The sequence below is a fragment of the Larkinella punicea genome, assembly GCF_003334855.1.
Classification (GTDB): domain Bacteria; phylum Bacteroidota; class Bacteroidia; order Cytophagales; family Spirosomataceae; genus Larkinella; species Larkinella punicea.
Window position 1 is genome coordinate 132,709 of record NZ_QOWE01000001.1, and the last position, 12,486, is coordinate 145,194.

Here is a 12,486-nt window from a genome sequence, read left to right on the forward strand (position 1 = left end):
CATTACAAACATAAATAAAAATATATAATTCTGACACTGCAATTTTGTCGCATCAATAACTGCTTATTAAAATGACACGGATTACAGTAGCAAAGGGCGACGGCATCGGTCCCGAAATCATGGATGCCACGCTCGACATTATTCTGGCGGCAGGTGCGCAACTCGAACTGGATGAGATTCAGGTGGGCGAACAGGTCTACCTGGCCGGTAATTCAGCCGGGATTGCCAAAGAATCGTGGGAAGTCATCCGGCGAAACAAGGTATTTTTGAAAGCGCCCATCACCACCCCGCAGGGCGGAGGGTACAAAAGCCTGAACGTCACCACCCGCAAATTTTTAGGTCTCTACGCCAATGTCCGGCCCTGCCTGAGTCTCCACCCCTACGTAAAAACCAAACACCCGCACATGGATCTGGTGATTGTGCGGGAAAACGAAGAAGATCTGTATGCCGGTATTGAGCACCAGCAAACCGACGAAGTGGTGCAATGCCTCAAGCTCATCAGCCGACCGGGTTGCGAAAAAATTATCCGGTATGCGTTCGAATACGCCCGTCAGTATGAGCGCAAAAAAGTAACCTGCTTCACGAAAGACAACATTATGAAGCAAACGGATGGCTTGTTCCACCAGGTGTTCGACGAGATTGCCGCCGAATACCCCGACATCGAAAATGAACACTGGATTATTGATATTGGAGCCGCCAAGATGGCCGATACGCCCGAACTTTTCGATGTAATTGTCATGCCCAATTTATACGGCGATGTGCTTTCGGATGTAGCGGCTCAAATTGCGGGATCGGTGGGGCTGGCCGGATCAGCGAACCTGGGTGAAGAATGCGCCATGTTTGAAGCCATTCACGGATCGGCTCCGCGCCGGGCCGGGCAAAATCTGGCCAATCCGTCGGGGTTGCTTCAGGGCGCGGTCATGATGCTGATTCACATCGGGCAAACCGATGTGGCCGAAAAGGTGCAGAATGCCTGGCTTAAAACCATCGAAGACGGTATTCACACGTATGATCTCTACAAGGAAGGCATCAGCACGCAAAAAGTGGGCACAAAAGAATTTGCGCAGGCGGTTATTGCCAATCTGGGCCAGAAACCCTCGACCCTGAAAGCCGTTAATCTGGCCAATGGAACGCCGTTAAATCTGCCTAAATACCAGCGAAAACCGCCCGCCCGAAAAGAATTGGTAGGTGTCGATGTCTTTGTTCATTGGAATGGCACCAATCCAGACGAGCTTGCCCGGTTGCTGAAACCGCTGGAATCCGAAAAAACGACCCTTTCCATGATCACCAACCGGGGCATCAAAGTATGGCCGGACGGCTTTTCGGAAACGTTTTGTACCGACCACTGGCGGTGTCGTTTCAAACCCGCAAAAGGCAACACCCTGGGTAAACTGGATCTTATTTTCCTGCTGGTCAAAGCCGTCGAGAACAACATTGACACCATCAAGACGGAGAATCTGTACGATTTTAACGGAAAACCCGCCTTTTCGCTGGGGCAAGGCCAATAACTCATCAAATTCGCTCAAATCATCATGGAAATGCAGCTCATTCAGGGTCAGTTTTCGGCTCAGGATTCCATTCAACTCCTCACGGAGATGGTGCATGTTAAAATCAAATACCACGAAAGTAAGATCGGCAGCAACAGCAGCGAGGAAGACGTCAAAATGCGGGAAAAGCGGATCAAAACCTTGCAGAAAGATCTCTTTGACCTTCGGCAGGCCATTCAATCCAGCAGCGGGCCGGTTTCGATTGATTCAGTTCTAACGATCAGGCTATCATGAAAAAGCTCATGCACAATGCCCGGATGCTGAGTACCCGGCTCGAGTCCCGCTTACCGGTTTTACCGATCATGTTCCAGTTCAGTGTGTCAGTAGCCTGTCTGGTGGCGGCTTTCGTGATCCGGGACGATGTTTTGGCGAGTGAAGTCGTCAAAGTGCTGTCGATTATATGCAGCGCAAACCTGCTGCGAAGTCTGACGACTCACTAAACTTTTGACCAGTCTGCCGACCCGGTTGCGTTTTACCGGGTCGGCAACCTCTGGCAACATGGGTTATGGCAACGCTTTAATTTTCATGTTCTTGAAGTAAATCGGCGCTCCGGCGTGTTTGCCCTGAAAACCAACATACCCTTCATTCGGCAGCGTGGCCCAGGGCTTGTTGAGCCAGTTCGGAATTTCCGACCCGTCGGGGTTGGTCTTGCCGGAGGTCCACAGGCTCATGTCGATCTGGTTGATAAGCTGACCGTTCAGCAAAACCGTGATGTTTTTCCCCTGGCAGGTGATCGTGTAGCGGTTCCACTCGCCCGCCGATTTGACCACCTTGGGCAGCATGGCGGGTTTGTGGCCGAAAAACGCTCCGCATTGCCACGACGCCGGGGCTTTCGACCACTGTTCGCTATAGTCGTCGGCAATTTGGATCTCCACCGAGTTCGGAATAAAATTGGCGGTATCGCTGCAATACACGAAAACCCCGCTGTTGGTGCCGGGCGCGTTCTTGAATTCCAGGTCCAGCACGAAATTTTTATACGTTTTTTTGGTCCAGATCGGGATGTCTTCCGTGGCCGTCAAAACGCCGTTTTCAACGCTCCAGATGCCTTTTGGAAAACCGGCGTCGGACAAATCGGCGGCAAAAAGCGGTTGCCAGTCGTTCCCGGACGTATCGGGATGTTTCGGCGCGGTTTGGGCAACGGCCAGCCCGGTTAGCAAACAGCAAATCAGTACTAGAATTTTGTTCATGGAATTGGTTGGTTTCAAACTCGATTTAGCGACCCGAAGTTGAGGGTCTTTTTTGAAAAAGAAAAGTTTTATCAAACCATCCGGGCGTTCCGGCGTGAATTATGAACGAATCAATGTTCGAAAACAGGGACATGAACCTGAAGATTTCGTATTTCTTTTTTACCGGGGACCAATGACCTCACTGACCGTTGATACGCCGTTTTCATTGAACGACTCGATGGCGAAATAATACGGCACACCCACATTCAACGCCCTCAACTCCAGTTTATTCGGTTGATCATCCCAGATTTGATAGGTCTGGTACAGCTTGTCTCTGGCAATGCCCCACAGAATGTTGTAGCCCACCGCGCCGGGCACTTTCTCCCAGACAATATCGGCATTTCGCTGGTCTTTCTGCCGGATAGCCGATAGTTTTACGGGCGTCGCCGGGGCTTTCCCCAACCCGTTTCCAAAAACCCGAAAACCGTTGATGGCCACGTAGGGACCCGCCGTGTAGACGTGTTCATACCGCACATACCGCCCGCGCACCGGACGGGGCAGTTCCACATACGCACAGGCGCGGTCGCGTTTGGGCTCCGACGTCAGATCGGCAATTTTGTCCCACTTCTTTCCATCTTTCGACGCATATAGCCGAAACTGGGTATAAACCGTTGAATCACTGTCGAAAATGGTGTTTTTGTAATCAACATAATTGACCTGCACCGCCCGAATGTCGTGGTCGGCGCCGAGGTCGGTGGTCAGGGTTTCGCCGGGTTTGTTTTGGGTCGGCACCCAGAACGTCCGGGGGTTTTCGTCCACCGTCAATTCCGCGCGCAGGGTATCCAGTGTCGAGGAAGCCGTGACCGGTTTTTTGTAATTCAGCAACATCCAGCCCGTAAAGAGCGCATTGCTATCTTCCCATTTTTGGGTGGAAAGATGGTGCGGAAAGTCCCCAAACCGAGTGTTGGCGTAAAGCTGGTCGTCTTTGTCAAAACCGGCGGGGTGCATCACAATCCGTCGTTCCATACCCCAGACAATACCCAGCCAGGTGGTGCCAGTATTCCAGTAGTTACCAAAATTGTCCTGAAAGGTGTTTCCGTGGCCGGTGCCGGTGGCGTAGCCCCCCGGTTTGTAGGCAATGGGATTGTAGGGCGCGTATTCAAACGGCCCCAGCGGATCTTTGCCGACGTAGGTGCCGTTGGCGTACACGTTGTATTCGGTTCCGGGCGCTCCGTATTGCAGGTAATATTTGCCGTTGTGTTTGGTCATCCAGGCTCCTTCCGTAAACGGTTTGATGGGGTCGGAATGGTTCGGGCCGAAACGCTCCCAGCCGTGTTGCCAGGGGTCGAGCCAGAGCATGGGCTGGTAGGCTTTCGACGGTTCCGGGTTCATGTAGGTCAGCCGACGGCGGTGGTCGAGTTCGGCGCCAAAAATGGGGTAAACGTTCGAAGAACCCCAATACATAAACCACTTGTCGGTATCCGGATCGTGGAAGAGAGCCGGGTCCCAGGGGCCAATGTCTTTGGGCAGGCGCGGTAGCCAGCGGTTGTAGAACTTGAGCTTGCCTTTTTCGGGTTCGGTCGAATAAAAAATGGGGCGTTGCTCGAACGTCGACTGGAACAGAAACAGCGTATCGCGCACCGACAGGGCCGCCGGTGCGCACATGTCTTCCATCGGCCATTTATCAGGCACAACGTATTGCCAACTGACCAGATCCTTTGATTTCCACCAGCCCCCGGAAATGGTGACGAACAGAAAGAACTCGCCCGGTTTGTTGCCCACTTTGTGGTTGATAATGACGGGATCGGCCCCGGAACGGTACGAAATCCGTTCGTTCAACTGCTCAAAATTATACCGGTAACTGATGTCCATCGGGTTGCAGTAGGTTCGTTGCTGAGCCAGGCCGGAGGCTCCGGCGAACAAAAGAAGAGAAAGCTGCAAGACCTTTTTCAAAACGTTTTTTTTCATAACTCTCCTGTTTTCGATAACCAATTCACCCGCCAGTAGACGCCTTTTCTCCACTTGTAAGTACGGGACAAAAAATCGTTTCGATTTCGGGATGCTGGAAAATAGTTTTCAAAAAAACACCTGTTTGCGTTACATGCCAATCGGATCATTTACCCGGATTTACTTTAAACAAAATCAGCAACTTAGCGGTTTTAATAGACATAAAAAATACGTTGACCAGAGCGTCGGCTCAGCGGTTTTTTCGGGATTATCAACTTATTTCCTCCGATTCATAAGAGGATATTTTTTCGGCAACTGTCTTTTAGAAAGACTACGGTGGGTGAACCATCATCTCCTGACAGCCGTAGCGCATACCCTGTTTCTGTTATGTACGAACTCACTAAAGTTTCGCTGGATGATGAGCAGGATCTAATTCTTGCGCATAAACGCACGTTGAAACTGGGCGAACTGGCGGGGCTTTCGCTGGTGGTCCAAACGACTTTTGCAACGGCGGTTCTGGAAGTTTCCCGCGATGCCCTCCAACATGGCAGTGATGTGTCTCTAACGCTCGGGATTGTGACCCCAAACGGCTCCAGAGCCCGGATTATGGCCAAAATCATTGACAGCCGCATTCCGATTACCGGACAAAAAAATGAACGGATCGAGGTGGCCAGCCGCCTGGTAGACGAGGTTCAGATTTCCAAATCCGAAAAAGGATCGGAAGTACGGCTCAGTATTCCGGTTTTAGCCGATCAGTGCGTCAATGAAACCAACGTGGCCCTTTGGAAGCACCACTTCAACACCGAGCCGACCGAACTGGTAGCCGATGAAATCAAACGAAAAAATAACCAGCTACAGGAACTGGCCGAGCGGCTTCGCACGTCGGAACGGCAGTATCAGGTGCTGAGCGATTCGTTGCCGCTCATGATTTTTACGGCCACGGCAAAAGGCAAACTCCTGTATGCCAACGAATGGTTGCGAAAATACACCGGCGAATCGGTGGCCCAGTTGAATAAAACGAAATGGGAGACGGTTCTGTATGAAGATGACGCAGCCGTGTGGTGGGAAAAATGGGCCGAAACCGCTTCGGTCGACCACGCGTTCCAGATCGAAATCCGAATCCGGAATGCCGAAACTGGTGCTTACGTCTGGCACCGGATGACCGCCACCGCGCTGCTGGATGAGAAGAAGGAAGTGGTATACTGGAGCGGTTTTCTGGTGGATATTCAGGCCCAGAGAATGGTGGAACGAACCCTGCAGGACAACCGCGAACTGACCGAAACCAAGCAGAAACTGGAACAATACCAGCACGAACTGAAACTGAACATTGGCGAACTAAACCGCAGCAACCAGGAACTGGCCGAATTTGCCTACATTGCTTCCCATGATTTGCAGGAACCGTTACGGAAAATTCAGTCCTTTGGAACGCTGCTCGTCGAACAGTTTGCCAATGAGCTAAACCCAACGGCCCAGGATTTGATTCAGCGGATGCACCACGCAGCCGAACGCATGCACGTTCTGATCAAGGATATTTTGGCCTATTCGCGGCTAAACACCCACCACCAGCCCTTTCGACAGGTCGACCTCAATGCGCTGATCCAAGAGGTGTTAGGCGATTTGGAACTAACCATTCGTGAAAAAAAGACGCAGGTTTTTGTTGACTTTTTGCCCACTATCTACGGCAATCCGCTGCAACTGCGGCAACTGTTCCAGAACCTCCTCTCGAATGCCCTGAAATTCATCGCACCCGATCGCCCTCCACAGGTACGGATTTCCGCCCGGGACGTTACCATTTTCGACATTCCGGTTCCAATGCGGCAACGGGAACCGTCGTACCTGGCCATCAGCGTGGAAGACAACGGCATCGGTTTCGACGAACGGTATCACAACCGGATTTTCCAGCTTTTCCAACGGCTGCACGGCAAAGACTTATATGCCGGCACGGGCATCGGCCTGACCATTTGCAAGAAAGTGGCCGAAATGCACGGCGGCACCATCGCGGCCCAGTCGCAACCCGGTCAGGGAGCCACATTTACGGTATTTCTGCCCCAAAGTGTGGCGGTGTCTGTTCCGGCCAAATGAACTCCTCAACGCGAAACCCGCGTTTTGCTTTGCCGGATTTTGACCAGCAAGTCCGTTAACTCCCGCACTTTTTCGGGATTCTGCTGGTAAAGGTCAGTGGTCTCCGCACCATCCGTTGCCAGATTGTAAAGCTGCCCTTTAGGCCCCTGCTCCGGAGCTTTGATCTGTCTGGGTTCCGTAAAACCGCCCGAACCCAGCCCTTCGATCAGTTTCCAGTCGCCTTTTCGAATCGCAAAAAAACCGATGGATGAACTGTGCACCACGGCGGGTTGATCGGCAACCTGGCTGGTTTTTCCCAGCAACACGGGCAAAATGCTGTAGCTGTCTTCGGGCATGGCAGTACGGTTTTTCAGTCCAAGCACGTCATTACAGGTCGCCATCAGGTTGGTTAAAGTCGTGGTTGCCGCACTGGTCGTTCCCGGTTTTACGTGGCCCGGCCAGCGAACGATAAACGGAATGCGGTGGCCACCTTCAAACGCGTCGCCTTTCATGCCCCGGAATCCACCAGCCGCTTTGTGGTTGAACTGCTTCACAAAATTTTCCCGCCAGTAAGGGCCGTTATCGCTCGCAAACATAACGATCGTATTGTCAGCAAGTCCCGATTCGGCCAGGGTTCGCAGAACCTCTCCGACGGCGGCATCGACCTGCTGAACAAAATCGCCGTATTCCCCGGCTTTCGACTTCCCGGTATAGTCGCCAGTTGGCACCCAGGGCGTGTGCGGAGCAGCCAGTGGAAGATACAGAAAGAACGGTTTTTGCGTCGATTGCTTTTTCAGAAAATCCACAGCTTTAGACACAAACGTGGGCAGTACGCCATAGAAATCGAATGAGGGAGCCTTCTTGCCTTCGCGCCAGAACGGGCCGGTATAGCCAGTTTCCAGCTTATTACCGTCGGTGTAACCCGTCGGCAAGTCGGTGAGCTTCTGGTTTTCAAGGTAACAATAGGGCGGCATATCGAGCGAAGCAGGCAGGATGTAGGAATAGTCGAAGCCGACGGTTTTCGGCCCCTGCGCCGGTTCCCGCGAAAAATCAATATCACCGGGATTCATCTCGGTTTTGATCCCGTATCCTTCCGCCGTCAAAACCGCTTCACGGCCTTTTTGCACTTCCCAATCCAGCCCCAAATGCCATTTGCCAACAACCGCCGTTTGATACCCCTGGCTTTTCAACAACGAAGCCACCGTTGGGCGATCGGCTTCGATCAGCGTCCGGCTGTACCCCCGCAACACCCCGACCGGCAGACGGCTCCGCCAGGGATAGCGACCGGTCAGCAAACCGTAGCGCGTGGGCGTGCAAACCGATGAGGGCGAATGCGCATCCGTAAACCGCATGCCCTCCGACGCCAGTTTGTCGATATGGGGCGTCTTGATCTGCCCTTCCGGATTATACACCGACACGTCGCCATACCCCAGATCATCCGCCAGAATGTAGACGATGTTGGGCGGCTGTTTTTTGTCGGGTTGTGATGGATTCATGCCGATTAAAAAACCGGCCATCCCACAAATTAATACGCCTAAACTGAAAAATCTGATCATTTTCTAAATGCTTAAGGGATGGGAACACGGATTAATTTTACCGAACCGGAAACAGCCTGAGCAGGGCCACTCCATGATGCCGGATGTCGGTTTTAAATGTCCTTTCAAACACACCAAGATCCTTTTGCCGCCACACATCGCGCAGCCGGTAGTTACTTTTCAGTCCCGCTTTAGCCAGGTCAAATGTAAAGGTTTTAGCCGTCTCATTACCCCAGCGAAAATACGATTCGGGGGTTTTGCCATACTCCGCAACGTTGAACAGGCCTACCGCAAACGAGCCGTCTTCCAGCGGTTTGAGCCAGATTTGTACGCCATTTTCAGTCGAAACCAACCGGGCCGATTTCCCCAGCGGGTCCTGATTGATTTCAATGACCTCATCGTTGGTTAGTAAATTTAGCGTAAATACGTCCAGTTGCTCGATGGGGCAACCAATCAGCAAGGGCGCTGACAGTAAGCTAAATAGACTCACGTGGCTGTATTGCTCGTCGGGTGTCAAGCGGGTCGGATGAAGTTCAGGACCCGTGGATACATTGCCCAAAATCATCATGTCGGGGTCGTTCCAGTGGCCGGGGCCGTTGTAGGGTGCCCACTTGTCGAGCGTAAACGCCAGTTGGTACAGGCTCGTCCAGCTATCCCGAATATCGGGGCCGGTCCGATACATATTCGATAACCGCATCCAGTCGGTCACGTTGGCAAACGGGGCCGAGTTGGACAAACTGAACACAATATCCCGGCCCGATTGCCGCAGCGCTGTCGACATTCGTTCGGTCGAGTTCACATCGATTCGCCAGTCGTATTTCAGGAAATCAATGCCCCATTCGGCCATCTGCCGGGCGTCTTCGGTTTCAAACCGATAGGGGGCGATGTGATTAAACGCGCGTCGGTTTACCATGATCGACTCATGCGATTCTCCGCCCTTTGCAAAATCGGAGGAAGCCCCAACATAACCGCCGTAACTGGAAATATAAGGCGTCGAATACAGCCCCGCTTTCAAGCCCAGCGCGTGAATGTAATCCACCATTTCCTTGAAATCCGGAAACTTTTCGTTGGGCTGCAGGGCGTTCAGTGGCCCAGCCCGGACGCCCTGCCAGGCATCGTCGATGTTGATGTAGGTCCAGCCGTGGTTGATCAGCCCCATTTTGACCATCGCGTCGGCCGATGCAATAACCTTTTCCCGGTCAATCCGCGTTTCCCACGAATTCCAGCCGTTCCAACCAATGGGTGGCGTCAGCGCAATCGTATCGCCGATCCGGATCGTTACGTGCCGGATCGCTTCGCCCAATGCATTTTTGGCTTTCAGCGTGGTTTTATACGTGCCGCGCTGGCTAACTTTTCCCGTAATGATGCCGGTTTTTCGATCCAGTTCCAGCCCGGTGGGCAAACCCGTGGCCGAAAAAAGCATCGGACGTTTTCCGGTCGTCGCAATCGTGTACAGAAACGGATTTCCGGGTGTGGCCCCTACAATTTTTGCAGAATTGATCCGGGGTTTTTCGCCCGGTTTGGGCGTCAGAATGTATTTTTCGTCTGCGTTGGGAAGGTGTTCGGGTCGGTTTTCCCCCTTCATGATCAACTGCGCATTGGCCCAGTTGGCGTAGGTCCGTTTGTTGTTGGAACCCCCGACCGGATCGGTGATCAACAGGCCCAGTCGTTCGATCCCCGTCAGGTCCACCGTCACGTTCTGGGGAGCGTCGCCCACCTTCATTGCCCGGCTTTCAAAAAGGATTTTCCGGTCGCCGACGACGTAGAATTTGACCGGTATTTCTGTATTGCCCAGGTCATCGGCTCCAATCACGGCACTGAACCGCGTGGCATTTTTATTCAGGTAAAACGTCAGCACGCTAACGCTTTGCGCACCCACGCCCCGGCTGAAATACGTCCGGTTGATCCGCATCGAATCGTTGCTGTAATTTCGTTTCGCCGTCACCGGACGAATGCCTTCGGAAAACGTTTGAATCAGCAGATCATCCAGCCAAACCGTACTTGTCTTTTGCGCATACGTTGCGGTTGCGATAAACAGACATAAAACCGTAAACGACTTTGACATTGTAGGCATGTTTGTGGTGTATTTAGAGCTTTCACTTTTTGCCCCGTTCCCCTAAAGGGGACTTGGACACGGTTGAGCCAGATGCTAAAAGTCCCCTTTAGGGCCGGGCCGTCGTTACGGATTTAGGGGTGTACGGAAACAACCGGAGCAAAACCACCCCGTGATGCCGAATCTCGGTTTTGAATGTCCTTTCAAACACACCCAGATCCTTTTGCCGCCACACATCGCGCAGCCGGTAATTGCCTTTTAATCCTGCTTTCGCCAGATCAAATGTATACGGTTTGGCCGTTTCATCACCCCAGCGAAAATACGATTCGGGGGTTTTGCCAAAGTCGCCGACGTTGAACAGCCCGACGGCAAACGAACCGTCTTCCAGCGGTTTGAGCCAGATTTGCACACCATTTTCAGTCAAAACCAGCCGGGCCGATTTCCCCAGCGGGTCCTGGTCAATTTCGATCACTTCGTCGTTGGTCAGCAAATTCAATGTAAACGCATCGAGCTGTTCAATCGGGCAACCGATGAGCAACGGAGCCGCCAGCAGACTGAATAAACTCACGTGGCTGTATTGTTCGTCGGGCGTCAGGCGCGTGGGGTGAAGCTGCGTTCCGGTGGTGACATTGCCCAGAATCATCATGTCGGGGTCGTTCCAGTGGCCGGGGCCGCCGTAGGGTGCCCACTTGTCGAGCGTAAAGGCCGAAACATAGAGGCTGTTCCAGCTATCCCGGATGTCGGGACCGGTGCGGTAACTATTCGTTAATCGAACCCAGTCGTTAACATTCGCAAACGGGGCCGAATTGGAAATGCTGTAAAAAATATCCCGGCCCGACTGCTTGAGGGCTGCCGACATTCGCTCGGCAGACGGTACGTCAATCCGCCAGTCGTATTTGAGGTAATCGATTCCCCACGCGGCCAGTTGCCGGGCGTCCTGGGTTTCAAACCGGTATTTCCCGACGTAACGGAATGCGCGCTTGTTGGCCTGAATCGAATCGGGAAAATCGCCGTTTTCCAAATCGGAAGAACCGCCGATGTAACCCGCGTAACTCGTAATCATCGGCGTCGAGTATACGCCCACTTTCAGCCCCAAACCGTGAATATAGTCCACCATTTCCCGGAATTTCGGAAACTTTTCGTTGGGCTGAATGGCGTTGAATTTTCCTCCGCGCTTGCCCTGCCAGGCGTCGTCGATGTTGATGTAGGTCCAGCCATGCTGGCTCAATCCCATTTTCACCATCGCATCAGCGGAGGCCACTACTTTCTCCTGATCGATGTTTCGGGCCCAGGAATTCCAGCCGTTCCAGCCAATCGGGGGCGTCAGCGCAATCGTATCGCCAATCTTTATTTTCAATAGTTTCGTCGCTTCGCCGTGTGCATTTTTGGCGCGGATGGTCACGGGATACGTTCCGGGCAGCGACACTTTGCCTGTGATAATTCCCGTCTTTTCGTCCAGCAAAAGCCCCGTTGGTAGTCCTTTGGCCGAAAACCGCATCGGTCGTTCGCCCGTTGCCGCGATGGTATACAGAAATGGATTACCGGGCCTGGCTCCAAAAACCGCTGCCGAATTGATTCGGGGTGATGGGGCCGGAGCCGGGGTCAAAATGTACTTTTCATCCGAATTGGGAATGTTTTCAGGACGGTGACCCGCCAGCATGACCAGACGGGCATTGGCCCAGTTGGAATACAGTTTCGTCCGCCCCGCGTCATCGACCTTCACCAGAAGCCCCAGCCGTTTGATCCCGTTCAGCTTCACCGTGACGTTTTTGGGCACGTCGCCGAGCCGCATTTCACCGCTGTCGAACAGAATTTTCCGGTCGCCGATCACGTAAAAAGTATGCGGCAGTTCTTTAATTCCCTTGTCGTCAACGCCCACGGTTGCGGTAATTTCCGTCGCTTTTCCGTCCAGAAAAAACGCCAGAATGCTGGTCGCATTCACACCGACGCCCCGGTTAAAATACTGTCCGCGCATGACGATGGAATCACCAGCCGCCGTCGTTTTGGGCAACACCGCCGGAATGCCTTCCGAAAAGGATTTGATGGGTAAATCGTCCAGCCAGATTGCGCTGGTTTTCTGGGCGTTCGTGGCTGTAACACAACTAAATCCCCAGACCACGAGCAGCCAGAATCGCTTCGTCACGCTCATTGATCCTTCGTTTTTACTACCCCTTTGG

The 12,486-nt window shown here is 52.9% G+C and carries 9 protein-coding genes; 4 read left to right on the top strand and 5 right to left on the bottom strand.

Translation table 11 applies throughout. The features are described 5' to 3' along the window. Positions 1-71: 71 nt before the first annotated feature. Genes DUE52_RS00465 through DUE52_RS00475 form a run of 3 tightly spaced genes read left to right on the top strand, consistent with a single transcriptional unit; the run spans position 72 to position 1,987 of the window. Positions 72-1,508: an NADP-dependent isocitrate dehydrogenase gene (locus DUE52_RS00465; RefSeq protein ID WP_114403977.1), complete on the top strand. Its 1,437-nt coding sequence runs from the start codon at positions 72-74 to the stop codon at positions 1,506-1,508. 30 nt (positions 1,509-1,538) lie between these two features. Next, complete coding sequence (locus DUE52_RS00470; RefSeq protein WP_229312015.1) at positions 1,539-1,781, top strand: hypothetical protein; 243 nt, start codon at positions 1,539-1,541, stop codon at positions 1,779-1,781. Next, positions 1,778-1,987: a hypothetical protein gene (locus tag DUE52_RS00475; protein ID WP_114403979.1), complete on the top strand. Its 210-nt coding sequence runs from the start codon at positions 1,778-1,780 to the stop codon at positions 1,985-1,987. The genes DUE52_RS00470 and DUE52_RS00475 overlap by 4 nt, the downstream gene beginning before the upstream one ends. Before the next feature lie 63 nt (positions 1,988-2,050). Here DUE52_RS00475 and DUE52_RS00480 read toward each other — a convergent pair whose 3' ends face one another. Both DUE52_RS00480 and DUE52_RS00485 read right to left on the bottom strand, forming a co-directional pair. Beyond that, entirely contained in the window at positions 2,051-2,734 is a 684-nt protein-coding gene (locus DUE52_RS00480; protein ID WP_114403980.1) for a 3-keto-disaccharide hydrolase, read from the bottom strand. Positions 2,735-2,893: 159 nt separating this feature from the next. Next, positions 2,894-4,681, bottom strand: coding sequence for a family 43 glycosylhydrolase (locus tag DUE52_RS00485; protein ID WP_114403981.1), 1,788 nt, complete (start codon positions 4,679-4,681; stop codon positions 2,894-2,896). 366 nt (positions 4,682-5,047) lie between these two features. Between DUE52_RS00485 and DUE52_RS00490 the strand changes: the two genes are divergently transcribed. After that, complete coding sequence (locus tag DUE52_RS00490) at positions 5,048-6,742, top strand: sensor histidine kinase (RefSeq protein WP_114403982.1); 1,695 nt, start codon at positions 5,048-5,050, stop codon at positions 6,740-6,742. Positions 6,743-6,747: 5 nt separating this feature from the next. On the opposite strand, the gene DUE52_RS00495 is transcribed toward DUE52_RS00490, so the two are convergent. The 3 genes from DUE52_RS00495 to DUE52_RS00505 form a co-directional block, all read right to left on the bottom strand. Continuing rightward, positions 6,748-8,217, bottom strand: coding sequence for a sulfatase family protein (locus DUE52_RS00495; RefSeq protein ID WP_229312016.1), 1,470 nt, complete (start codon positions 8,215-8,217; stop codon positions 6,748-6,750). A gap of 97 nt (positions 8,218-8,314) precedes the next feature. Then, complete coding sequence (locus DUE52_RS00500; RefSeq protein WP_114403984.1) at positions 8,315-10,321, bottom strand: NPCBM/NEW2 domain-containing protein; 2,007 nt, start codon at positions 10,319-10,321, stop codon at positions 8,315-8,317. 97 nt (positions 10,322-10,418) lie between these two features. Further along, positions 10,419-12,458: an NPCBM/NEW2 domain-containing protein gene (locus tag DUE52_RS00505; RefSeq protein ID WP_114403985.1), complete on the bottom strand. Its 2,040-nt coding sequence runs from the start codon at positions 12,456-12,458 to the stop codon at positions 10,419-10,421. Positions 12,459-12,486: the final 28 nt, after the last annotated feature.